Annotated in this window: 21 protein-coding genes; 14 read left to right on the top strand and 7 right to left on the bottom strand. The window is 70.9% G+C overall.

Going from position 1 to position 23,330, the window contains the following annotated elements:
• The first annotated feature begins 140 nt into the window (after positions 1 to 140).
• From IEY86_RS05940 to IEY86_RS05890, 11 genes are all read left to right on the top strand, one after another.
• Positions 141 to 1,316 carry an acylneuraminate cytidylyltransferase gene (locus IEY86_RS05940; RefSeq protein ID WP_189130454.1) on the top strand — a complete coding sequence of 392 codons (1,176 nt, stop codon included), beginning with the start codon at positions 141 to 143 and terminating at the stop codon, positions 1,314 to 1,316.
• Positions 1,316 to 2,251, top strand: a complete 936-nt coding sequence (locus IEY86_RS05935; protein ID WP_189130453.1) for an N-acetylneuraminate synthase family protein — start codon at positions 1,316 to 1,318, stop codon at positions 2,249 to 2,251. Before IEY86_RS05940 ends, IEY86_RS05935 begins: the two co-directional genes overlap by 1 nt.
• Positions 2,248 to 3,363: a hypothetical protein gene (locus IEY86_RS05930; protein ID WP_189130452.1), complete on the top strand. Its 1,116-nt coding sequence runs from the start codon at positions 2,248 to 2,250 to the stop codon at positions 3,361 to 3,363. Before IEY86_RS05935 ends, IEY86_RS05930 begins: the two co-directional genes overlap by 4 nt.
• Complete coding sequence (locus IEY86_RS05925; protein ID WP_189130451.1) at positions 3,360 to 4,277, top strand: ABC transporter permease; 918 nt, start codon at positions 3,360 to 3,362, stop codon at positions 4,275 to 4,277. The genes IEY86_RS05930 and IEY86_RS05925 overlap by 4 nt, the downstream gene beginning before the upstream one ends.
• Before the next feature lie 433 nt (positions 4,278 to 4,710).
• Positions 4,711 to 5,892 (top strand): amidohydrolase, encoded by a 1,182-nt coding sequence (locus tag IEY86_RS05920; RefSeq protein WP_189130450.1) that lies wholly within the window; start codon positions 4,711 to 4,713, stop codon positions 5,890 to 5,892.
• Positions 5,893 to 6,064: 172 nt separating this feature from the next.
• A complete protein-coding gene (locus IEY86_RS05915) occupies positions 6,065 to 7,117 on the top strand; it encodes a BMP family lipoprotein (RefSeq protein ID WP_189130449.1) in 1,053 nt (350 codons plus the stop codon).
• Positions 7,118 to 7,310: 193 nt separating this feature from the next.
• Positions 7,311 to 8,951 (top strand): ABC transporter ATP-binding protein, encoded by a 1,641-nt coding sequence (locus IEY86_RS05910; protein ID WP_189130622.1) that lies wholly within the window; start codon positions 7,311 to 7,313, stop codon positions 8,949 to 8,951.
• On the top strand, positions 8,948 to 10,072 hold the full coding sequence (locus IEY86_RS05905) for an ABC transporter permease (RefSeq protein ID WP_189130448.1): 1,125 nt from the start codon (positions 8,948 to 8,950) through the stop codon (positions 10,070 to 10,072). The genes IEY86_RS05910 and IEY86_RS05905 overlap by 4 nt, the downstream gene beginning before the upstream one ends.
• Complete coding sequence (locus IEY86_RS05900; RefSeq protein ID WP_373286961.1) at positions 10,069 to 11,337, top strand: ABC transporter permease; 1,269 nt, start codon at positions 10,069 to 10,071, stop codon at positions 11,335 to 11,337. Before IEY86_RS05905 ends, IEY86_RS05900 begins: the two co-directional genes overlap by 4 nt.
• The gene (locus tag IEY86_RS05895) at positions 11,334 to 11,732 is read left to right on the top strand and encodes a cytidine deaminase (RefSeq protein ID WP_189130447.1); all 399 of its coding nucleotides are present in this window, start codon (positions 11,334 to 11,336) and stop codon (positions 11,730 to 11,732) included. The genes IEY86_RS05900 and IEY86_RS05895 overlap by 4 nt, the downstream gene beginning before the upstream one ends.
• Before the next feature lie 12 nt (positions 11,733 to 11,744).
• Complete coding sequence (locus tag IEY86_RS05890; protein WP_189130446.1) at positions 11,745 to 13,022, top strand: thymidine phosphorylase; 1,278 nt, start codon at positions 11,745 to 11,747, stop codon at positions 13,020 to 13,022.
• Between the two features lie 896 nt (positions 13,023 to 13,918).
• Here the strand turns inward: IEY86_RS05890 and IEY86_RS05885 are convergent.
• On the bottom strand, positions 13,919 to 15,199 hold the full coding sequence (locus IEY86_RS05885) for an MFS transporter (RefSeq protein ID WP_189130445.1): 1,281 nt from the start codon (positions 15,197 to 15,199) through the stop codon (positions 13,919 to 13,921).
• 120 nt (positions 15,200 to 15,319) lie between these two features.
• Between IEY86_RS05885 and IEY86_RS05880 the strand changes: the two genes are divergently transcribed.
• Positions 15,320 to 16,333 carry a LysR family transcriptional regulator gene (locus IEY86_RS05880; RefSeq protein WP_189130444.1) on the top strand — a complete coding sequence of 338 codons (1,014 nt, stop codon included), beginning with the start codon at positions 15,320 to 15,322 and terminating at the stop codon, positions 16,331 to 16,333.
• On the opposite strand, the gene IEY86_RS05875 is transcribed toward IEY86_RS05880, so the two are convergent.
• The gene (locus tag IEY86_RS05875; protein WP_189130620.1) at positions 16,323 to 17,027 is read right to left on the bottom strand and encodes an alpha/beta hydrolase; all 705 of its coding nucleotides are present in this window, start codon (positions 17,025 to 17,027) and stop codon (positions 16,323 to 16,325) included. The genes IEY86_RS05880 and IEY86_RS05875 overlap by 11 nt on opposite strands.
• A 164-nt stretch (positions 17,028 to 17,191) precedes the next feature.
• Here IEY86_RS05875 and IEY86_RS05870 point away from each other — a divergent pair, with 164 nt between their 5' ends.
• Entirely contained in the window at positions 17,192 to 18,394 is a 1,203-nt protein-coding gene (locus IEY86_RS05870; protein WP_189130443.1) for an adenosine deaminase, read from the top strand.
• Between the two features lie 170 nt (positions 18,395 to 18,564).
• On the top strand, positions 18,565 to 18,921 hold the full coding sequence (locus IEY86_RS05865) for an ATP-binding protein (protein WP_189130442.1): 357 nt from the start codon (positions 18,565 to 18,567) through the stop codon (positions 18,919 to 18,921).
• Between the two features lie 163 nt (positions 18,922 to 19,084).
• On the opposite strand, the gene IEY86_RS05860 is transcribed toward IEY86_RS05865, so the two are convergent.
• The 5 genes from IEY86_RS05860 to IEY86_RS05840 form a co-directional block, all read right to left on the bottom strand.
• A complete protein-coding gene (locus tag IEY86_RS05860; protein WP_189130441.1) occupies positions 19,085 to 19,288 on the bottom strand; it encodes a PspC domain-containing protein in 204 nt (67 codons plus the stop codon).
• A 335-nt stretch (positions 19,289 to 19,623) separates the two neighbouring features.
• A complete protein-coding gene (locus IEY86_RS05855) occupies positions 19,624 to 20,136 on the bottom strand; it encodes a VanZ family protein (RefSeq protein WP_189130440.1) in 513 nt (170 codons plus the stop codon).
• A gap of 164 nt (positions 20,137 to 20,300) precedes the next feature.
• Positions 20,301 to 20,903, bottom strand: coding sequence for a hypothetical protein (locus IEY86_RS05850; protein ID WP_229698183.1), 603 nt, complete (start codon positions 20,901 to 20,903; stop codon positions 20,301 to 20,303).
• A complete protein-coding gene (locus tag IEY86_RS05845; protein WP_373286958.1) occupies positions 20,900 to 22,543 on the bottom strand; it encodes an ATP-binding protein in 1,644 nt (547 codons plus the stop codon). The genes IEY86_RS05850 and IEY86_RS05845 overlap by 4 nt, the downstream gene beginning before the upstream one ends.
• On the bottom strand, positions 22,540 to 23,217 hold the full coding sequence (locus IEY86_RS05840; RefSeq protein WP_189130439.1) for a response regulator: 678 nt from the start codon (positions 23,215 to 23,217) through the stop codon (positions 22,540 to 22,542). The genes IEY86_RS05845 and IEY86_RS05840 overlap by 4 nt, the downstream gene beginning before the upstream one ends.
• Positions 23,218 to 23,330 lie beyond the last annotated feature (113 nt).

The raw sequence follows: 23,330 nt of genomic DNA, 5'->3' as shown, positions 1-23,330 counted from the left end.
CGGAGAAGCGAACAAAAGGGGAGCTGTGAGCGACGCGCGCAAGGCTGCCCGGCCGCGGGTTTCGGTGCTTGCCGCGGCTTCGCCGAGTGGGCGGAGAAGCGAACAAAAGGGGAGCTGTGACCGCGAATGAAGGAGCAACAATGACCAGGGTCCTGGCCGTCGTCCCCGCCCGCGGCGGGTCCAAGGGCGTCCCCGGCAAGAACGTCCTCCCGGTCGGCGGCACCCCGCTCGTCGTCCGCGCGGTCCGTGAGTGCCTCGCCGCCCGCCGCGCCACCCACGTGGTGGTCTCCACCGACGACGAGGCCATCGCCGAGGCGGGCCTGCGCGCCGGGGCCGAGGTCGTCATGCGGCCCGCCGAGATCGCCGGTGACGGCGCCACCAGCGAGTCCGCGCTCGTGCACGCGATGGACGTGTTCGCGGCCGACCACGGCGCCGACCCGGACGTGGTGCTGCTCGTGCAGTGCACCAGCCCGTTCATCACCGCCGACGACGTGGACGGCGTCATCGCCGCCGTGGTCGACGACGGCGCCGACACCGCCCTGACCGTGGCCCCGTTCCACGGCTTCATCTGGCGCGACGGCGCCGCGGGCGTCAACGGCGTCAACCATGACAAGGCCAGCCGCCCGCGCCGCCAGGACCGTCCGCTGGACCTTCTGGAGACCGGCGCCGCCTACGCGATGCGGGGCGACGGCCTGCGCGAGCACCAGCACCGCTTCTTCGGCCGCACCGCCCTGGTGCACACCGACCCCGCCCGCGTGCTGGAGATCGACGAGCCCGGCGACCTCGCCAGGGCCCGCGCGCTGGCCCCGCTGCTCGACGCCGCCCGCCCCGGCTCCCTGCCGGCGCGCGACGACATCGACGCGGTCGTACTCGACTTCGACGGCACCCAGACCGACGACAGGGTGCTGATCGACTCCGAAGGACGGGAAATGGTCGCGGTCCACCGCGGCGACGGCCTCGGCATCGCGGCCCTGCGCCGCGCGGGACTGCCGGTGCTGATCCTGTCCACGGAGACCAACCCGGTCGTCGCCGCCCGGGCCCGCAAGCTCAAGCTTCCGGTGATCCACGGCGTCGACCGCAAGGACCTCGCGCTCAAGCAGTGGTGCGGGGAAGAGGGCGTAGCCCCGGAACGCGTGCTCTACGTCGGCAACGACGTGAACGACCTTCCGTGCTTCGACCTCGTCGGCTGGCCGGTCGCGGTCGCCAATGCCCACGACGTCGTCCGTGCGGCTGCCCGCTCGGTCACCTCCGCCTCCGGCGGAAACGGCGCGATCCGCGAGATCGCGGCGTGGATTCTCGGAAAGGAACTCTCCTGATGACTTCTTCGAACAACCGCTTGCGCAACATCGGCAACCGTGTGGTGGGTGCGGGACAGCCCGTCTACGTCACCGGTGAGATCGGCATCAACCACAACGGCGACCTGGAGAACGCTTTCGCGCTCATCGACGCCGCCGCCGATGCCGGATGCGACGGGGTCAAGTTCCAGAAGCGCACGCCGGAGATCTGCACCCCGCGCGACCAGTGGGAGATCGAGCGCGACACCCCCTGGGGCCGGATGACCTACATCGACTACCGCCACCGCGTCGAGTTCGACGAAGAGCAGTACGCGGCTATCGACGCCTACTCCAAGAAGCGCGGTATCGACTGGTTCGCCTCCCCGTGGGACGTGCAGAGCGTCGAGTTCCTCGAGGAGTTCGACGTCCCCGCCTACAAGGTCGCCTCGGCCTCGCTGACCGACGACGAGCTGCTGCGCGCCATGCGTGCCACCGGCCGTACCGTCATCCTCTCCACCGGTATGTCGACCCCGCGGCAGATCCGCCACGCGGTCGAGGTCCTGGGCAGCGAGAACATCCTGCTCTGCCACGCCACGAGCACCTACCCGGCCAAGGCCGAGGAGCTCAACCTGCGGATGATCCACACCCTCCAGGCCGAGTACCCGAATGTCCCGATCGGCTACTCCGGCCACGAGACCGGTCTGCAGACCACGCTCGCCGCGGTCGCCCTCGGCGCCACCTTCATCGAGCGCCACATCACCCTCGACCGCGCGATGTGGGGCTCCGACCAGGCCGCGTCCGTCGAGCCCGGCGGCCTGCAGCGCCTCGTCCGCGACATCCGCGTCGTGGAGGAGTCGCTCGGCGACGGTGTGAAGAAGGTCTACGACAGCGAGCTCGGCCCCATGAAGAAGCTGCGCCGCGTCGCCGGTGTGGTGGCCGAGGAGCAGGCACGCGAAAGCGAGAGCGTCCCGGCATGACCGAGACCCTGGCGCTCGTGGAGAGCCCGGTCCAGTTGCTGAACCTCCTGGAGTGGGCGCACAGCCGCCGCGGCATCACGGCCGCGGCGGCGGAGGGCGCGGCCGGTCCCGCGGGGGTGATTCCCGCCCCCCGCAGGCCCGGCGGCGAGCAGGCCCCCGCGGGTCCTCCCCTCGACATCGCGGTGCTCCCGCCCAAGGACACCGTGGGCCACGGCCAGCTGAAGCTGATGGCCGCCCTGGCGAAGAGCGAGGGCCACCACGTGCGCTGGTACGAGGCGCGCACCTCCAGGGCGGCACTCGCGCGCAGCGCGGCGCTGCTCGCCCCCCGGGTCGCCACGGCCAGGAGGCTCGTCCTCGGAGACCCGTTCTCGCGGTTGGTGCAGGCCATACTGCCGCTCGCCCGCTCGGCCCGCGAGGTCACCGTCGTCGACGACGGAACGGCCACCATGGAGTTCGTCTCGCTCCTGTCCGAGGGCCGCCCGCTGGTGCGCTGGCACCGCAGCGGCGGAGCCGCGCTGGGCGCCGCCCAGGCCTCGCGCCGCCTCACCCCGAGCGCCCGCCGGCGCATCGAGCTGTTCAGCTCGATGCCCGTCACCCCGCCGCCCGGTGTGCACTTCTCGGTCAACCGCTTCGAGTGGATCCGCGCCAACTACGGGCCGCCCCGCATCACCGGGGGAGTGGACCTCGTGGGCACCTCGCTGGTCGAGACCGGTGTCGTCGACGAGGAGCGCTATCTCACCGGGGTCGCCGAGCTCGCCCGCTCCCAGCGCGCGACCCGCTACCTGGCGCACCGCAGGGAGAAGGACACGAAGCTGGCCGGGCTCGCCGGGCTGACCGGTCTGGAGATCGTCCGCCCCGAGCTGCCGCTGGAGATCGAGGCCAGGCGCGGCCCCATCGGCTCGACCATCGTCAGCTTCCCGTCGACCGTCGTGCACACCCTGCCGGTCGTGCTCGCCGGCACCGGCATCAACGTGGTCGCCTGCGACGTGGACCCCCGGTGGCTGACCGGAACCGCCTCGCAGCGCGCGCAGGGCTTCCTGCGCAATGTGACCAGCACCGCCCGCGACCTCCACCGGGTCGCCTCCGTGCCCGTTCCGGTGGCGCAGTTGTGACGACCGCTCCCACCACGGCGGCGGGGACGAGCAGGCAAGCCTGCGACGCCCCCGAGGCCACCTCGGCCCAGCTCGCGGCCAGATACGGGCTCACACCGAGCAGCGTGCGCCCGACGCGAAGCGAGTACCTGCGTCTGCTGTGGCAGCGGCGCGACTTCATCACCGCGTACGCCCACGCCCGCATCACCTCGATGTACTCGGGAGCGCGGCTCGGCCAGGTCTGGCACATCCTCACGCCCCTGCTGAGCGTCGGCGTGTACTACCTCGTCTTCGGGATGCTGCTGAAGGCGAAGGGAGGCACCGGGGACAACTACATCGCCTTCCTCAGCGTCGGGATGTTCGTCTTCACGTACACCCGGGAGTCGGTGTCCATGGGCACCAAGTCGATAGCGGACCGGCTCCCGCTCATCCGGGCCCTGCACTTCCCGCGGGCCTCGCTCCCCATCGCGGCGACCATCGTGCAGCTCGAGCAGCTGCTGTTCTCCCTCGCCGTCGTCTTCGCGCTCGTCCTGGGCACGGGGGAGCCGGTCACCCTGCGCTGGCTCTGCCTCGTGCCCGCGCTGGCGCTGCAGACGGTCTTCAACCTGGGCCTGGCGATGTTCATGTCCCGGATCGGGGCCCGGCTGCACGACATGGGCGAGCTGGTGCCGTTCATCCTGCGCACCTGGATGTACAGCTGCGGTGTCTTCTACAGCGTCGAGCACGTCACCCAGCATGCTCCGGCCGTGATACGTCTGATGCTGGAGTGGAACCCGGGGGCCGTGTACATCGAACTGGCCCGATTCGCCCTCATCGACGGCTACCAGCAGATCCCCGCGAACACATGGTTCGCGGCGGGGATCTGGGCGGTCGTCGCCGTCGTCGGCGGCTTCCTGTTCTGCTGGCAGGCCGAGGACCGGTACGGGCGCGGCTGAGCGTGATCAGGCCGTTCTCCAGGCGGTTTCCACCAGTGGGGCGAATGGTGACCCTGCGCAGCGGCGTGGCCTTTGCGGTCACGCCGTCCGTGCGGGCACAGTGGAAGAGGCGCCAGACCTGCGGGAAGTGACGGTCAGCGAAGCCCCACCCCAAGCAGCGAGCCGCAGACACGGCCCCGGGGAAGACGCCGACTCCCAGGATTGGGACCAAGTACCCTTAAGGTCGCCCCATACCCGTCTGTAGGGTTGGATACGCGGCCGCGGGGAACTTTTTCCAGTCCCTACGGTGGAAATTTTTGTCGATCACCCAACTGGAGCGGTCATGCGGCCTAACCTGTCGGGGGTGAGCCAGTCACTTCCCGGTGCGGCCGATCGTCCAGCAGCAAGTGACGACGAGGCCGAAAATTTCCGGGCGCAACTCGAAGCGCCGCCCATGCCCGACGCCGTCCCCGCCGGTGAGCTCCCGGCGGGCCTGAACGCCGAGCTCATCGCGTTCCGCCGGGACCTCCACATGCATCCGGAACTCGGCCGTGAGGAGTTCCGCACGACCGCCGCGGTGAAGACGCGGCTCGAACAGGAGGGGCTCAAGCCCGTCGTCCTGTCCGGCGGAACAGGCTTGCTGTGCGACATCGGCCCGTCCGACGGCGCGCTCTCGCGCATCGCGCTGCGCGCCGACCTCGACGGCCTGCCCATCCCGGACACCAAGACCGTCGATTACCGGTCCACGGTGCCCGGCCGCGCCCACGCCTGCGGCCACGATGTCCACACCGCCGTCGTCCTCGGCACCGGGATCGTCCTCGCCCGCCTCGCCTGCCAGGGCAAGCTCACCCGGCCGGTACGGCTGATCTTCCAGCCCGCCGAGGAGCAGATGCCCGGCGGCGCGCTCGATGTGATCAAGGCGGGCGGCCTCGACGGCGTCGGCCGGATCCTGGCCCTGCACTGCGACCCCAAGGTCGAGGTGGGCCGGATCGGTCTGCGCCAGGGCGCCATCACCTCCGCCTGCGACCGCCTGGTGCTGTCCCTCGACGGCCCCGGCGGGCACACCGCGCGCCCGCATCTGACCACCGACCTGGTCATGGCCGCGGCGAAGGTGGCCACCGAACTTCCCGCCGCGCTGGCCCGACGGGTGGACCCCCGTTCCGGGCTGAGCGTGGTGTGGGGCCGGATCCAGTCCGGCCACGCCTGCAATGTCATCCCCCAGCACGCCGAGCTCGAGGGCACCGTCCGCTGCCTGGAGCTGCCCGCCTGGCGCGAGGCGCCGGACCTCATTCACGAGGTGATCGACCAGATCGCGGCGATGTACCGTGCGAAGTGGGAACTGACCTACCACCGCGGTGTGCCTCCTGTCGTCAACGAGGCCGACTCGGTCGAACTGCTGCGGGACGCCATGACCGCCCGGTTCGGCGCGCACACGGTGGAGGACACCGAGCAGAGCCTCGGCGGCGAGGACTTCTCCTGGTATCTGGAGCAGGTGCCCGGCGCCATGGCCAGGCTCGGGGTCCGCCCCCCCGGTGACACCTCCCGACGGGATCTGCACCAGGGCTCGTTCGACGTGGACGAGGGCGTGATCGCTGTGGGTGTCGACCTGTTCACAGCGGCGGTACTCCTGGGCTGAGGTTCCCTCCCGATCGGGCGATCCTCGATCGGTGGAGAGCGAACATCAGGTTGACGACGATCCGATAACAGCACTGATGTTTGCGGCTACTGGCCCTTTCACTGACATCTACGCGCGTTAAGCTGCGGCACGATCCAGCGCCGGACGGCGCGCTTTGCGAAGGGAACTCCTCTTGCGCCAGGTAACGAAGCTCGCCGCGGTGACCCTCGTAGGGGCTCTCGCCCTCACCGCCACCGCCTGCGGCGGCAGCAGCAGCTCCAGCAAGTCCTCCGGGGACAAGGGCGTCGGCCTCGCCTTCGACGTGGGCGGCCGTGGCGACAACTCGTTCAACGATGCCTCCTACGCCGGCATGCAGAAGGCGATGGACGAGTTCCACATCAAGGGCAAGTCGCTCACCCCGCGTGAGGGCGAGTCCGAGGACGACAAGGTCCAGCGCCTCGTCCAGCTGGCCAAGGAGGGCTACAACCCGGTCGTCGGCGTCGGTGTTGTCTACTCCGGCGCCGTGAAGAAGGTCTCGCAGCAGTTCCCGAAGACCAGCTTCGCCGTCATCGACGCCGCGGACAACAAGGGCCCGAACATCGCCAACCTGGTGTTCACCGAGGAGCAGAGCTCCTACCTGGTCGGTGTCGCCGCAGCTCTGCAGACCAAGACCAACACGGTCGGCTTCATCGGCGGTGTGAAGTTCCCGCTGATCCAGAAGTTCGAGGCCGGGTTCGTGCAGGGTGTCCACGACACCAACCCGAAGGTCAAGGTGCTCGTGAAGTACCTGGCCAGCCCGCCCAACTTCAGCAAGGGCTTCGGCGACCCGACCGAGGGTGCCAACGCCGCCAAGGGCCAGCTCGACTCCAAGGCCGACGTGATCTACTCGGCCGCCGGCGCCTCCGGTGACGGTGCCATCAAGGTCATCTCCCAGTCCGGCAAGACCGCCTGGGCCATCGGTGTCGACAAGGACCAGTACAAGCAGCCGTCCCTGGCGCCGTACAAGAAGATCATCCTGACCTCCGCCATGAAGGACGCCGAGGGCGCGGTCTACAACTTCGTGAAGTCCGTGGTGAAGGACAAGAAGCCGCAGGTCGGCGTGGTTCCGCACAGCCTGTCCGACGGCGGTGTCGACTACGCGAAGTCGAACCCGACGCTCACCGACAACAAGGCCGCCGTCGACAAGATCGAGGCCGCCAAGAAGAAGATCATCAACGGTGAGATCAAGGTGCGGACCACCCCGTAACGCAGGGTCGCTCTCACCTCACGCAAGGGGCCCGGAGAAAGTGGCTTCGGCTCTTCTCCGGGCCTTCTGCGTGCCTGCCGAGGACTGTTAATCTCAGGTCGCTACGCGCGTAGCATCTTCTGTGTCGCGGTAACGTCTCTGGACCCGCACGCCCCCCGCCACCTCCCACTTCCCACCTCCTGGAGAGTGCGCCATCAAAGCCTCCAGCGCCCAGGCCGGCGAACCCCCTGTCGACACCTCTCAGGTAGCCGTCGAGCTGCACGGGATCACCAAGCGCTTCCCCGGCGTCGTCGCCAACCACGACATCGACATCACCGTCCACCGCGGCACGGTGCACGCCATCGTGGGTGAGAACGGTGCCGGCAAGTCGACCCTGATGAAGATCCTCTACGGCATGCAGAAGCCGGACGAGGGCACCATCGTGGTCGACGGCGAGAAGGTCTCGTTCCACACGCCGGGCGACGCCATCGCCCGCGGCATCGGCATGGTGCACCAGCACTTCATGCTCGCCGACAACCTCACCGTTCTCGAGAACACCGTTCTCGGCAGCGAGAAGCTGTACGGCATCGGTGACGCCGCCCGGAAGAAGATCAAGGAGATCTCCGACGCCTACGGGCTCGGCATCCGCCCCGACGTCCTCGTCGAGGACCTCGGAGTCGCCGACCGCCAGCGCGTGGAGATCCTCAAGGTCCTCTTCCGCGGCGCCCGCACGCTCATCCTCGACGAGCCCACCGCGGTCCTGGTCCCGCAGGAGGTGGACGCGCTCTTCGCGAACCTGCGCGAGCTCAAGTCCGAGGGCCTGACCGTCATCTTCATCTCGCACAAGCTGGACGAGGTGCTCTCCGTCGCCGACGAGATCACCGTCATCCGCCGCGGCACCACCGTCACCTCGGTCAAGCCCGCGGACGTCAACGCCCGCCGGCTCGCCGAGTTGATGGTCGGCAGCGAACTGCCCTCGCCGCAGACCCGGGAGTCCACCGTCACGGACGTGCCGATGCTCACGGTGACCGGCCTCAACCTCGCGGCCTTCAGCGGCGAGGAGGAGGGCCGCAAGGTCCTCGACGACATCTCGTTCACCATCCACAAGGGCGAGATCCTCGGTATCGCCGGTGTCGAGGGCAATGGCCAGACCGAGCTCATCGAGGCGCTCATCGGCACCCGCGAGCTCGACTCCGGCACCGTCGTCCTCGGCGACGACGACATCACCGCCTGGGCCACCCGCCGCCGTCGCGAGGGCGGCGTCGGCTACATCCCCGAGGACCGCCACCGCCACGGCCTGCTGCTCGAGGCCCCGCTGTGGGAGAACCGGATCCTCGGCCACGTCGGCGAGCGCCCCAACAGCAAGGGCCCCTGGCTCGACCCCAAGGCCGCCCGCGCCGACACCGAGCGGATCGTCAAGGAGTACGACGTCCGCACGCCCGGTATCGAGGTCACCGCGGCCTCCCTGTCCGGCGGCAACCAGCAGAAGCTGATCGTCGGCCGCGAGATGAGCCACGAACCCCGGCTCCTCATCGCCGCCCACCCCACCCGCGGTGTGGACGTCGGCGCCCAGGCGCAGATCTGGGACCAGATCCGCGAGGCCCGCCACGAGGGCCTGGCGGTCCTGCTGATCTCCGCCGACCTCGACGAGCTGATCGGTCTGTCCGACACCATCCGTGTGATGTACCGCGGCCGCCTGGTCGCGGACGCCGACCCGGCGACCGTCACCTCCGAGGAGCTCGGCAGCGCCATGACCGGCGCCGCCAGGGGCCACCTCGAGCACACAGAGTCCGCCGACGACGCGAGCGGTGAAGAGCCCGACGCGAGCGGCGAAGGGGCGGAAGAGGAACGATGAAGAAGTTCGACAAGGACAGGGTGATCCTGGGGATCGCCGCTCCGGTGCTCGCCGTCGTCTTCGCGATGGTGCTCAGCTCGCTGATCGTGCTGATCTCCGGCAAGAACCCGTTCGACGCCTTCCGGCTGATGTTCGAGTACGCGCAGGGCGCCGACGTCCAGGTGCTCATCCTCAACCGCGCGACGGTGTACTACATCGCCGCCATCGCGGTCGCCATCGGCTTCCGGATGAACCTGTTCAACATCGGTGTGGACGGCCAGTACCGCCTCGCCGCGATGCTCGCCGCGGCGGCCGGTGGCGCGATGCACCTGCCGGGTCCGCTGCACATCCTGATGATCATCATCACCGCGATCGCCGTCGGTGGTGCCTGGGCCGGTGTCGCCGCCCTGCTGAAGGTCAGGCGCGGGGTCAGCGAGGTCGTCTCCACGATCATGCTGAACGCCATCGCGACCAGCCTGATCGCCTACCTGATGCACACCGACATCCTCGGCAGGCAGCCTCCGGGCAGCAACAACGTCACCACCACCCCGCTGGACGACACCGCGTGGTTCCCCGGCATCGGGGTCGACGTCGACGGCCAGCGCATGGAGGTCTACGGCTTCATCTTCGTGGCCGCCGCCCTCGGCGTCGGCTTCCACTACATGCTCAGCCGCACCAAGTTCGGCTTCGACCTGCGGGCCGCCGGTGCCTCCGACTCCGCGGCCGTGGCCAGCGGCGTCAACACCAAGCGCATGGTGCTCATCAGCATGCTGCTCTCCGGGGGCCTCGCGGGTCTGATCGGCCTGCCGCAACTGCTCGGCGAGACGCACTCCTACGGCCTGGTGGACTTCCCGGCCGGTATCGGCTTCACCGGTATCGCGATCGCCCTGCTCGGCCGCAACAGCCCGGTGGGCATCGCCTTCGGCGCCCTGCTGTGGGCGTTCCTCGACCGCTCCGCGCCGAATCTCGACTTCAACGGCTACGAGAAGGAGATCGCGACGATCATGCAGGGCCTGATCGTCATCTCCGTCGTCGTCGCCTACGAACTGGTGCGCCGCTACGGCCTGCGCCGCCAGCAGCAGCAGGTGGGCGAGCAGCTCGCCCAGGCCGCCAGGAAGAACCCCGAAGAGGTGGCAGCGTGAGCGTCCCGTCCACGACATCCAAGCCGGCGGCGTCGCAGCCGAAGAAGACCGCGCCGTCCCGCAGGCTCTCCCCGTCCATGATGATGGTCGTCGCGGCCGCGGGGCTCGCTCTGTACTCGATCGTCCGGATCGCCACCGGCGCCAACGACATCTCCTCCGTCGGCCAGATCGCGGCCGCGCTGTCCCTGGCCGTCCCCATCGGCCTCGCCGGACTCGGCGGCCTGTGGTCCGAGCGCGCGGGCGTGGTCAACATCGGCCTCGAGGGCATGATGATCCTGGGCACCTGGTTCGGTGCCTGGGCCGGCTACCAGTGGGGCCCGTGGACCGGTGTGGTCATGGGCGTCCTCGGCGGCGCCCTCGGCGGCCTGCTGCACGCGATCGTCACCGTGACCTTCGGTGTGAACCACATCGTCTCCGGTGTGGCCGTCAACATCCTGGCCGCCGGTGCCACCCAGTACGCGTCCGCGATCGCCTTCGACGGGGTCAAGGGCGGTACCCCCGTCCAGTCGCCCAACATCGATCCGCTGCCCAGCTGGACCGTTCCGGGGCTGGCGCACTGGCTCGCCGACATCAATGACAGGCACTGGTTCTTCGTCTCGGACCTGGCCGGCGTCCTCGGCGGTCTCGTCACCGACATCTCGGTGCTCACCATCGTGGCCGTCCTGCTCGTTCCGCTGACCTACTGGGTGCTGTGGCGCACACCGTTCGGCCTGCGGCTGCGCTCCTGCGGTGAGGCGCCCATCGCCGCCGAGACGCTCGGTGTGAACGTCTACAAGTACAAGTACATCGCGGTGATCATCTCCGGCGGGCTCGCCGGACTCGGCGGTGTCTTCCTCTCCGAGGTGGCGGGCAACTTCTACCGCGAGGGCCAGACCGGCGGCCGAGGCTACATCGGCCTCGCCGCGATGATCTTCGGCAACTGGCGGCCCGGTGGCCTGGCCGCGGGCGCGGGCCTGTTCGGCTTCACCGACAGCCTCCGGCTGCGCAGCAACGACAACATCCACTCGATGCTCCTCCTGCTCGCGGTGGTGCTGGCGCTGGCCGCGGGCTGGCAGCTGTACCGCAAGCGCTTCATCCACAGCGGTACCGCGCTGGTCGTCGCGGGCCTGTCGGCCCTTTGGTACTACTCCGTCGACGACGTGCCGTCGGAGTTCATCAGCGCGGCGCCGTACCTGACCACCCTGCTGGTGCTGGCGCTGTCCTCGCAGAGGCTGCGCATGCCCAAGGCGGACGGAATTCCCTACAGGCGGGGCGAGGGCAAGTGAACAACCGGTCCATCGACTGGGAGAGTCTGCGGGAGCTGGCGCGGGAGCTCATGTCCCGCGCCTACGCCCCCTACTCCACGTACCCCGTGGGCGCGGCGGCGCTCGTGGACGACGGCCGCACGGTCGCCGGATGCAACGTCGAGAACGCCGCCTACGGTGTGGCCCTGTGCGCCGAGTGCGGCCTGATCTCCTCGCTGTACGCCACCGGCGGCGGGCGCCTGGTCGCGTTCACGTGCGTCGACCACCGCGGGCGCACGATCGTGCCCTGCGGGCGCTGCCGCCAGCTGCTGTGGGAGCACGGCGGCCCCGAGCTGCTGGTCGACACCCCGCACGGCATCCGGGCGTTGAGGGAGATACTCCCCGACGCCTTCAGCGCCGAATATCTTGAGACGTAAGGAACGGTAGCCATGGACGCCATCTCCGTCATCCGCACCAAGCGGGACCGGGGCACGCTGAGCGACGAGCAGATCGACTGGGTGATCGACGCCTACACCCGGGGCGAGGTGGCCGACGAGCAGATGTCCGCGCTCGCCATGGCGATCCTGCTCAACGGCATGAACCGGGACGAGATCGCCCGGTGGACGGCGGCCATGATCGCCTCCGGCGAGCGCATGGACTTCTCCTCGCTGCCGCTGCCGACCGCCGACAAGCACTCGACGGGCGGCGTCGGCGACAAGATCACGCTGCCGCTGGCCCCGCTCGTCGCCGCGTGCGGCGCGGCCGTGCCGCAGCTGTCCGGCCGCGGCCTCGGCCACACCGGAGGCACCCTGGACAAGCTGGAGGCCATCCCCGGCTGGCGGGCGCTGCTGTCCAACCACGAGATGCTGGGGGTTCTGCGGGACGTCGGCGCGGTCATCTGCGCGGCCGGTGACGGCCTCGCCCCGGCCGACAAGAAGCTGTACGCGCTGCGCGATGTCACGGGCACGGTGGAGGCGATCCCGCTGATCGCCAGCTCCATCATGTCGAAGAAGATCGCCGAGGGGACGGGGGCGCTCGTCCTCGACGTCAAGGTCGGCTCGGGCGCGTTCATGAAGAACCTCGACGACGCCCGCGAACTCGCCCGCACTATGGTGGGCCTGGGCACCGACCACGGGGTGAACACCGTGGCCCTCCTGACCGACATGTCCACCCCGCTGGGCCTGACGGCGGGCAACGCGCTCGAGGTCAGGGAATCGGTGGAGGTCCTGGCAGGCGGCGGCCCGGCCGACGTGGTCGAGCTGACCCTGGCCCTGGCCCGCGAGATGCTCGCCGCGGCGGGCGTGCACGGCAAGGACCCGGCCGATGCCCTGCGCGACGGCTCGGCGATGGACCACTGGCGCCGCATGATCGCCGCCCAGGGCGGCGACCCCGACGCGACCCTTCCGGTGGCCCGGGAGACCCACGTGGTCACGGCGGAGGCGGACGGCGTCCTCACGGCCCTGGACGCCTACGCGGTGGGCATCGCGGCCTGGCGCCTGGGCGCGGGCCGCGCCCGCAAGGAGGACCCGGTGCAGGAGGGGGCAGGCGTGGAGATCCACGCGAAGCCCGGCACCGAGATACAGCGGGGCCAGTCCCTGCTGACCCTGCACACGAACACGCCGGAGAAGTTCGACTACGCGCTGCGCGCCCTGGAGGGCGGCGTGGAGATCTCCCCGGCGGGCACGGAGTTCAAGCCCACCCCCATCGTGCTGGAACGCATCGCCTGATCAGGCGCTCCCCCCGAACGAGCGAACGGGACCGGTGGACTCCCACCCGGTCCCGTTCGTCATGCGGGGATCGGTCACCCACCGACCGAGGAGAACACCATCGCACTCGCGGCGGAGCCCGGTCAGGAAGATCTCGGCTGGGACACCTGGGCCGGTTCCGCGCGGGCCGCAGGCCCGTGTCCGAGCGCTGTCGCGCGAAAGACAAGAGCGGCGGCATCGGAGGGAGCCACGCGCGTTACCCCGGTTGCGCCGTCGAGCGCCGGGGGGCGCGGGGGGCGCGTCCACCAGCCGACCGGTGGCGCGGAGGCTACTCAAAAGGCTGGGAGAACGTCCACGCTGCCAGGGCGGCGACACGGCGGCGGACCTCGTCATCCGGTCTCAAGGGCCGCCGCCGCGCGACGCGTTCGGCCTCCATGCGCTGCCACATCAGGTCCGCTGACGGGCTGTTGCGAGGGGGCCTGCGGCGACAGCGTGGCGATTTGCCGCTGTCGGAGGGCAAGCTCTCCCCGGGAGCGCCGCTCGACGGCTCCGCCCGACGGCTCCGCTCGACGGCTCCGCTCGACGGCTCCGCTCGACGGCTCCGCTCGACGGCTCCGCTCGACGGCTCCGCTCGACGGCTCCGCTCGACGGCTCCGCCCGACGGCTCCGCCCGACGGCTCCGCCCGACGGCTCCGCTCGGCGGCGGAGCCGTCACAACGGCGTCGTCGGCCCGCACCTCTTTGCGCGGAGCGGCGGGCATGGCCGCCGCCCGGCGTCCCGGTGGGACCGGTCGCCAAAGCCCCTGCCGTTGCGCCGTTTCGGACTTTCGCGCGGGGGCGCGCGGGTCGGCCGCCGCCCGGCGGCGCAGTCGGCGAGGGACCGTCACGACAGCGGCGCCGGGCCGTCTCGCTACGCCGCTACGCCGCTGCGGCCTCGCGGCGAGCGGAGATCGCCTTCCGGGTCGCGTACAGCGTGATGCCGCCCGCGCCCGTCAGCGCCGCCAGGCCCACCACCACGGTGCCGTTCCAGCCCGCCGCGTGGTAGGCGCTCGCGCCCAGCGTGCCGCCCAGGCTGTTGCCCACGTAGTACGCCGCCAAGTACAGCGCCGAGGCCTGGGCCCGGCCCTTCTTCGCGGTGCGGCTCACCGACGACGACGCCACCGCGTGCCCCGCGAAGAAGCCCGCCGTCACCAGCACCAATCCCAGCAGGATCGCCACCAGGTTGTCCGCGATGCTCAGCAGCAGGCCCGCCACCGCGGTCAGGATGCCCACGTACAGGGCCCCGCGGCGCCCGAGCCGCCCCGCCAGACGCCCGGCCGCCGCCGAGCTGCACGTTCCCACCAGGTACACCAGGAAGATCATCCCGACAACGCTCTCCGGCAGCCCGAAGGGCGCCTCCAGCAGCCGGTACCCCAGCACCGTGTAGACCGCGCCGAAGACCGTCATCAACAGCAGCCCGATCCCGTACAGCCGCCGCAGCAGCGGATCACCGAGGTGCCCACCGACCGTGCGCAGGAGCGCCCCCGGGTTCACCGGCCCCGGCCGGAACTGCGTCGCGGGCGGCACCAGCAGCCGGAACACCACCGCGCACAGCAGCGCCACCACACCGATGGCGGCCAGCGCCGTCCTCCACCCGAACGCCTGCGACAGCGCCCCGGTGGCCACTCGGGAGCTCATCCCGCCGATGCTGTTGCCCGCGACATACAGCCCCATCGCCGACGTCACCGCCTTGGGGTGCATCTCCTCACCCAAGTACGCCATGGCCGTCGCCGGCAGACCCGCCAGCGCCACCCCCTGCACCGCCCTCAGCACGACCAGCGTCGTCAGATCAGGCGCGAACGGCACCGCGAGCGCGATGAGCGACGCCGCGAACACCGACACCGTCATCACCTGGACGCGGCCCCATTTCTCGGACAGCGCGCTGACCGGCAGCACGGCGACGGCCAGGCCGATCGTCGTGGCCGACACGGTCAGGCTCGCCTGGGCAGGGGTGAGGTTCAGCTCGGACGAGATCGCGGGCAGCAGCGCCTGCGTCGCGTAGAGCAGGGCGAACGTCGCCGCCCCCGCCGCGAACAGCGCCAGCATCGCCCGGCGGTAGCCGCCGGTGCCGGGCCGGTGCCGGATGTCGTCGGGATCGGAGAACGCCGAGGAGAGGGCACCCGCGATTCCCGCAGGCGCCCCGGTATCTGCAGTGGGCATGTATCCAAGCTAAGGTGGCGCTCTCATGCGGTCCAATGCGCAAGCACTCCTTCATCGATGCGCCAGCGCATGAGTGCAGCTCACAGCCGCCGCCGCGGCGGCTGAGCAACGGAGAAAGAAATGCATCCTTCGCTTGCCGACCTCGAACCCGACTCCCTCGCGGCCCTGCTCGCCCCGCGCCTGGCCCAGTTCGCCGCCGTGGCACGCAACGAGCACATCTCCCGCGCCGCGGCAATGCTCGGTATGCCGCAGCCCACCCTCAGCCGCTCCATCGCCCGCCTCGAAGCCGACCTCGGCCTCACCCTGCTGGCCCGCCACGGCCGCACCGTCACCCTCACCCGCGCGGGACGCGAACTGCTGGCCTCGGTCGAGCGCGCCCTCGCCGAGCTCGAACGGGGAGCCCAGGCGCTGCGCGCCGACGCCGACCCGGCCACCGGCCTGGTCTCGTTCGGCTTCCTGCACACCCTCGGCCCCGAGACCGTCCCCGGCCTGCTGCACGACTTCCGCGAGGAGAACCCCCGTATCCGCTTCCAGCTCGTCCAGGACCACGGCGCCTCCATGCTCGCCCGGATGCGCGCGGGCGGCCTCGACCTGTGCCTGATCGCCCCGCTCCCGGACGACCCCGACGTGGCCGTGCGCAGACTCGACGAGCAGCGGATGCGGCTCGTCGTCCCCGCCGGCCACCGCCTCGCCGGGCGCAAGAGGGTCCGCCTGGCCGAGGCCGCCGATGATCCGTTCGTCGTGCTGGAGCCGGGCTACGGGCTGCGGCGGATCACCGACGAGCTGTGCGCGCAGGCGGGGTTCGCCCCGAAGATCGCGTTCGAGGGCGAGGAGGCGGAGACGCTGCGCGGTCTCGTCGCCGTGGGGCTCGGGGTGTCGCTGCTGCCGCCGCCGGTCTGGCCGCGCCCCGGTGTGGTGGAGCTCGCCGTCACCGCCCCGCGCGCCGTGCGGGAGATCGGACTGGCCTGGCGTGAGGGGCAGGAGGACACCCCGCCCGTGGCCGCGTTCAAGAAGTTCGTCCTCTCCCGACGCTGCCGACTCCTGCCGAAGGACCCCACCCTCCCGCCGGCGCCCGCGGCCGACACGGACTCGGCGGACGCCGGCCGGACGGACAGGAGCACCCTCACACCCTGATGCTGCGTCCGAATCCCGACGCCAGCGGCATCCGCAGTCCCAGCGGCGGAGGCGCCGCCAGCGCGTCCGTGATCGGCCGCGCGAAGCCGCGGTCGAACAGCGTGCCCATCACGAAGTCCGTGGTGAGCGCGAAGACTTCGGCCCAGTGGTGGTAGAGCGTGTGGCCGTCGGAGTGGACCTCGAACCGGCAGATGTCCGGATTCACCTTCTTCACGCGCTGCGCGAAGCGGTACGACAACTCCGGATCCGCCTCGGCGTCCCTCGTGCCGTGCGCCATGAGCACCCGTCGGCCCACGAGTTGCTTGACCGGCTCCGGCTCCGGCACGACCGGCAGCCAGGAGGACAGCGCCACAACGGAGTTGACCGCGGCGTGCCCGCCGACGCGCAGCGCCGCCCGCGCCCCCATCGACATCCCGACCAGGCACACGGGCACGTCCCCGTAGCGGCGGACCACCTCGTCGGCGGCCCAGGTGGTGTCCTGCACCGGGTGGGCGCTGTCACCGTTCCAGCCGCCGTACCGGTAGCGCACGGTGTGGGTCGTCAGCCCCTCCTCCTTGCCCGCTCTGGCCAGATGCCGGGCGAGCGGCCACAGCGCCGCCGCATGCACACCTGTCGGTCGGCGGGTGCCCCGTACCTCGCCGCCGGGCAGGAGCAGGGCCACCGCTCTCACCGTGCGCCCGTGCCCCGTACCCATCGCCCGGCTCAGACGGGCGCCGCGCGTGCGCGCCCCGGAAACTGCAACCACACGCGATCCCATGGCAGAACTCTCGCAGACATCCACATGGCCTCCGCCAGACCCCGACGGGAAATCGTCCGTCCAAAGCTGACTTCTACGCGCGTAGGCGCTACATTTCTGAGATGCAGAGCCCGAACCCCTTCACGACATCCGCCTCGGCGGCCACGAGCGAGCCCGGCGTGCCCTCTCCGGAGCAGATCCGCCGGGCCCCCAAGGCGCTGCTCCACGACCACCTCGACGGCGGGCTGCGGCCCGCCACCGTCGTCGACCTCGCCCGCGCCGTCGGCTACGAGTCGCTGCCCGAGACCGACCCCGACCGTCTGGGCGTCTGGTTCCGGGAGGCGGCCGACTCCGGCTCCCTCGAGCGCTACCTCGAGACCTTCGCACACACCTGCGCGGTGATGCAGACCCGCGAGGCGCTGGTGCGGGTCGCCGCCGAGTGCGCCGAGGACCTCGCCGCCGACGGGGTCGTGTACGCGGAGGTGCGCTACGCCCCCGAGCAGCACCTCGAGGCCGGGCTCACCCTCGAAGAGGTCGTCGAGGCGGTCAACGAGGGCTTCCGCGAGGGCGAGCGCCGTGCGCTCGCGGGCGGCGACCGCATCAGGGTCGGCGCCCTGCTCACCGCGATGCGCCACGCCGCCCGCTCGCTGGAGATCGCCGAGCTCGCCAACCGCTACCGCGACACCGGCGTGGTCGGCTTCGACATCGCCGGGGCCGAGGCCGGCTTCCCGCCCACCCGCCACCTCGACGCCTTCGAGTACCTCAAGCGGGAGAACAACCACTTCACGATCCACGCGGGCGAGGCCTTCGGCCTGCCGTCGATCTGGCAGGCCCTCCAGTGGTGCGGCGCCGACCGCCTCGGGCACGGTGTGCGCATCATCGACGACATCCAGGTCGCCGAGGACGGCTCCGTGCGCCTGGGCCGCCTGGCCTCCTACGTGCGCGACAAGCGCGTTCCCCTGGAGCTGTGCCCGACCTCGAACCTCCAGACCGGGGCCGCGTCCTCCTACGCCGAGCATCCGATCGGGCTTCTGCGCAGGCTGCACTTCCGGGCCACGGTGAACACCGACAACCGGCTCATGAGCGGCACGAGCATGAGCGCGGAGTTCGAGCACCTGGTCAAGACGTTCCACTACACCCTCGACGACATGCAGTGGTTCACCGTCAATGCGATGAAATCAGCTTTCATTCCTTTCGATGAACGACTCGCCATGATCAATGACGTGATCAAGCCCGGTTACGCGGAGCTGAAGGCCGAGTGGCTGTTCCGGCAGCCGGGCCCAACGCCCGGTCCCGCCAGCGGTTCCGGCGTGCACGAGGGCTGATCCGCGGCCCTCGGCACGCGGCCGGAACCCGTCCGTTCCGGCCGCGTGTCGCCGGTTGCACGCTGAGTGTCCACATGGCTACGTTGCGGTACTCCGCGACCATCCGCGGCTCGGCCGCGGTGGCCCGCGCGCCGCACACCCATGCCAACGATCATGAGGACACAACGCCTATGAACACGCGCACGCTCAAGACCGCCGGGGCCGCCGCGCTCGGGATCGCCTTCGCCGTCGCCGCGGCGGGCACGGCCTCCGCCTCCCCGGTGGACAACCCCGTGGGCGCGCTTCCGGTCGGCACCGCCGCCAAGACCCTCCCCGGCGCGTCGCAGAGCGTCGACGCCACGAAGACGACTCTCGGCACCGCCACCACCATGATCCCGGCCACCACGGCCCGCACCCTCCCGGCGGGTACGCACGGCCTGCCCGGCGGCGGTCTGATCCCGGTGACCGGCAAGGGCAACGCCCTGCCGACCGACGCTGTCACCGGCGCCCTGCCCGGCGGCGGACTCGGCGCCCTCCCCCTGGGCTGAGCCATAGCGCGCGCAACGGAACGGGCCGCACCCCCGTGGTGAGGGTGCGGCCCGATTTCCGTGCGCCGGGGCAACCGGCTCGTCGGTGGCTTGCCAGTGGCTCGTCGAGCCGACCGCTCGTCGAGCCGACCGCTTATCGAGCCGGACGCTCGATCGAGGCCGGTCAGAAGGCGACCTTGCGCTCGCTCCCCTCGCCCGGGAGGAAGACCCACAGCGCCAGGTAGACCAGGAACTGCGGGCCGGGCAGAAGGCAGGAGACGAGGAACAGCACACGCATCGTCGTCGCGGTGGTGCCGAAGCGGTCCGCGAGCGCGGCGCAGACTCCAGCGATCATCCGGCCATGACGGGGGCGGACCAGGGCGGACATGGCTTCTCCTCGGGTTGTCGATGGCCGGTGCGGTGTGCCCGGCTCATGCCTCAACCGTAGGAGCGCGCCGGCGGCGAATCGTCAGCCGTGGAGCGGATTGTCTCCTGCTACCTGCGGGTGGGCGCCGGGTCCGGGGCTCAGGGTCTTCCCTGAACCGCGCCCCCGAGAAACGCCCCCGAGAAACGCCCCCGAGAAACGCCCCCGAGAAGCGCCGCAGAGAAGCGCCGCAGAGAAGCGCCGCAGAGAAACGTCCCCGAGAAGCGCCCCCCCGTTTGAACATCCCCGAGAGGCGTTCCGGGGCGCCCGCGGCCGGGCCGCAGCCGAAACGGCTTCCCTCAGCGGTGCAGATGCGCCGCGACCTCGTACGACACCGTGCCCTGGGCGCTCTGCGCCCGGCGGGCCGCCGTCTGCTGCCGTGGCACGTGGACCCTTCCCCGACGCCGAAGCCTGGCCCGTACCGTCGGAACGACGGCGAGGTGCGCGATCGCCACCCCGGTGGTGTTCAGCAGGATCGAGTCCACGTCGAAGACGCGGCCGGGAACGCCCGACTGCAGGCACTCGAGGACGAACGAGACCGCCGCGCCCAGGAAGACCGTGCGGATCAGCGAAACCAGCGTCGAGACGGCCACCTTCCCCGAGACCATGGGGAGGAGCACCCCGAGCGGTGCCAGCACGATGAGCCCCGAGCCGATCGTGCGCACACCCGCCACGGGGTCGGTGAGCAGGATGCGGTCGATGGTCGCGAACAGTTGCACATTGTTGCCGTACACCCAGGGCACGTACAGCGGGCGCAGGGTGAACCAGGCGACGAACGCGAGATGGGCCACCACCAGCAGGGCGCCGGTCATCCGGACCGCCAGGACGGCTCTTCCGCCGTCCGACGCCGTTTCGTCACTTCCGGTACGTATCCCGGAGCCTGCGCGTTGCACGCCGGGAAGGACGCGGGGCGCGGGGCTGCGGTTCCCTGTGGGCACGGACGGCAACGCTACGGGACAAGGACCCGCACGTCACGTCAAAGCGGAACGCCCGTGTCCGGCTCCGCCCCCGCCTGTGTCAGCAGCGTGCTGGTGCAGGTGAAACGGCGTGGCGGGGCGTCCTCCTTGCCGCCGAGCACCACCGGGCCGCCCGCCAGGAGGTTGGACGAGAAGGTGCACACCAGCTGACCGAGCGCGTAGTCCGGGAGCTGGGCCAGGCGCACACTCAGGCGCAGGGTCCGCTTCGGGTCGTCGTCGCGGCCCTCGGTGAGCGAGAGGGTGTCGGGAACGGCTGTCTGGTAGCCGTCCTCCTTCTCGTCCTTCAGCGGGGCCGACTTCAGCCGGTCCAGCAGCGCGCGCGCCACCGTCGGGTAGTCCCCGCTCAGCCTGTCCTCGCGCACCACCTGGGTGACCTGGGAGTTGCACACCAGGAAGAGCACCGCCCCGTCCATGAGGTAGTCGTGCGCCGGCGACCCCAGGGGGCTCCTGGACGGCGACGGGGACATGGAGGGCTCGGGGCCCGCGCACTTGGACCGCGCCGGAGCCGCCCCCGCGTCCACGGGCACGGTGGTGGCCCGGATGCCGCAGCCGGACAGCAGCAGTGCCGCCACCGCCGCCGCCGTGATCCCCGTGCGCTTCACCGCTGGTCGTTCCTCTCGCCGTTGCCGTGCGCGGTCCCGTTCCCCCGCCCGTGCCCGCTCTCCTGTTCCCGTCCCATGATCGGCAGGCGCAGGGTGAACACGGCGCCGCCCTTCGGGCAGTTGGCGGCGCTGATGACACCGCCGTGGATGTGCGCGTTCTCCATCGCGATCGACAGGCCGAGCCCGCTGCCCTCGGACCGCGCCCGGGAGGCGTCCGCCTTGAAGAAGCGGTCGAACACGTGCGGCAGGACGTCCTCGGGGATGCCGGGGCCGCTGTCGGCCACCTGAACCACCAGGATGCCCTGGGCGCGCCGGAACGCCTCGGAGGTCTCCTCCGGATTGACCCGCTCGGTGCGCACGGTGACCTTGACCGGGGAGCCGCCGTGCTTGAGGGCGTTGCCGATCAGATTCGCCAGGATCACGTCCAGCCTGCGCGGATCGAGGAGGACGACGATGCCGCGGGGTGCGTCGAGGTCCACCGCGTCCAGCCAGGCACGGGCGTCGATGCAGGCGGTGACCATGTCGGCCACGTCCACGTCGTCCAGGACCAGCTTGGCGGTGCCCGCGTCGAAGCGGGTGACCTCCATGAGGTTCTCCACCAGGTCGTTGAGCCGCCGGGTCTCGTTGACCACCAGCCGCACCGCGGGGGCGATCATCGGGTCGAGCGTGTCCGCCTCCTCCTCGAGCACCTCGGTCACGGCGGTCATGGCGGTCAGCGGCGTGCGCAGCTCGTGGGACATGTCGGCGACGAAGCGGCGGCTCGCCGACTCCCGGGCGCTCAGCTCCTCCACGCGTTCCTGGAGGGAGGCCGCGGTGCGGTTGAACGTGCGGGAGAGCTCGGCAAGCTCGTCCGCCCCCGACACCCGCAGCCGGGTGTCCAGCTCTCCCTCGCCGAGCCGCCGGGCGGCCTCGGCGAGCCGCTGCACCGGCCGCAGGACCGTCGAGGAGGCCGCCTGGGCCAGCAGGGCCGCGCCGACCAGCGCGAGGGCGGTGGCGATGCCGAGGGACCAGGCGAGCGAGTCCAGGTCGTCGCGCTCGGCGTTGAGCGACTTGAGCATGTAGGCGGTGGGGCCGCCGCCGATCACGCGGGTGCCGCCGATGAGGTAGGGGCGGCCGTTGCGGATGGTCCGCTGCCAGTAGAGGTGGTAGCGGTACTTGTTGCCCCCCGACAGGGCCCGGGGCTTGCCCACGGCGGCGGCGAGCCGGGCGGGCACCCAGCCCTCGACATTGAACTCGTCGGGGTTGGAGCTCTGGGCGCACTGCTTGCCGTCGGGATCGGTGTCTATCAGGACGATCTCGTAGCCCTGGCTGCTGGAGTGCGCGATCTGCTCGGCGGTCTTCGTCAGCGTCTCGCACGGCGGGTGCAGGGGTATGGAGGCCACATTGCGCTGGAGCGAGTCCCGGAAGTCGTTGAGCGCGGAGACCTGGGCACGCCCGAGCACGGCGTCGCGGTTGAGCCAGTACGCGATGCCGGAGGCGGAGACGGCGGCGGTCAGCGCCACGGCGCCGAAGACCGCGACGAGGCGGATCCGCAGGCTGGTCAGGCGCAGCAGGCGGCTCGGAACGCGGCCGAACCTGCCCTCCCGCTCCTTGCAGGTGTCCGCTCCCGAGCCCTTGTCGCGGGTGTCGGCAACGGTCACTGGGGCGGATCCAGCCGGTACCCGACGCCGCGCACCGTACGGATCAGCGCGGGGGAGGAGGGAATGTCCTCGATCTTGGCGCGCAGGCGCTGAACGCACGCGTCCACCAGCCGGGAGTCGCCGAGGTAGTCGTGCTCCCACACCAACCGCAGCAGCTGCTGGCGGGAGAGTGCCTGGCCGGGTCGGCGGCTCAGCTCGAGCAGCAGGCGCAGCTCCGTCGGCGTGAGCTGGAGGTCCTCTCCGTTCTTCGTCACGGTCATGGCGGAGCGGTCGATGACCACGCTGCCGAACGCGGCCGAGTCGGAGCTGTCCCGCTCCCCGCGCCTGAGCACGGCGCGGATACGCGCGTCGAGCACGCGGGGCTGGACCGGTTTGACGACGTAGTCGTCCGCGCCGGACTCGAGACCGACGACGACGTCGATGTCGTCGTTGCGCGCGGTGAGCAGGATGATCGGGAGCTGGTCGGTGCGGCGGATGCGTCGGCACACCTCGAAGCCGTCGATCCCGGGCAGCATGACGTCGAGCACGATCAGGTCGGGGCGCTGCTCGCGCAGCCGCTCCAGGCCGTCCTCGCCCGTCGCCGCGGCCACCACACGGTGGCCCTGGCGACTCAGGGCGAGTTCGAGGGCAGTGCGGATCGCGTCGTCGTCCTCGATGAGCAACAGGAATGGCACGAGGTCATTCTGTCCCACAGGGGACTGCCGCTTCGACAGTTGGGCACGAGCGGGCCGCGAGGTGGCCCTCACAGCCCGGCAAGTCATGCCAAAGAGGGACGGAATTCCCCGAA

The sequence above is a fragment of the Wenjunlia tyrosinilytica genome (assembly GCF_014646055.1).
Classification (GTDB): Bacteria; Actinomycetota; Actinomycetes; order Streptomycetales; family Streptomycetaceae; genus Wenjunlia; species Wenjunlia tyrosinilytica.
Note: the sequence above shows the minus strand (reverse complement) of the source record. Positions and strands in the feature narration are given on the sequence as shown.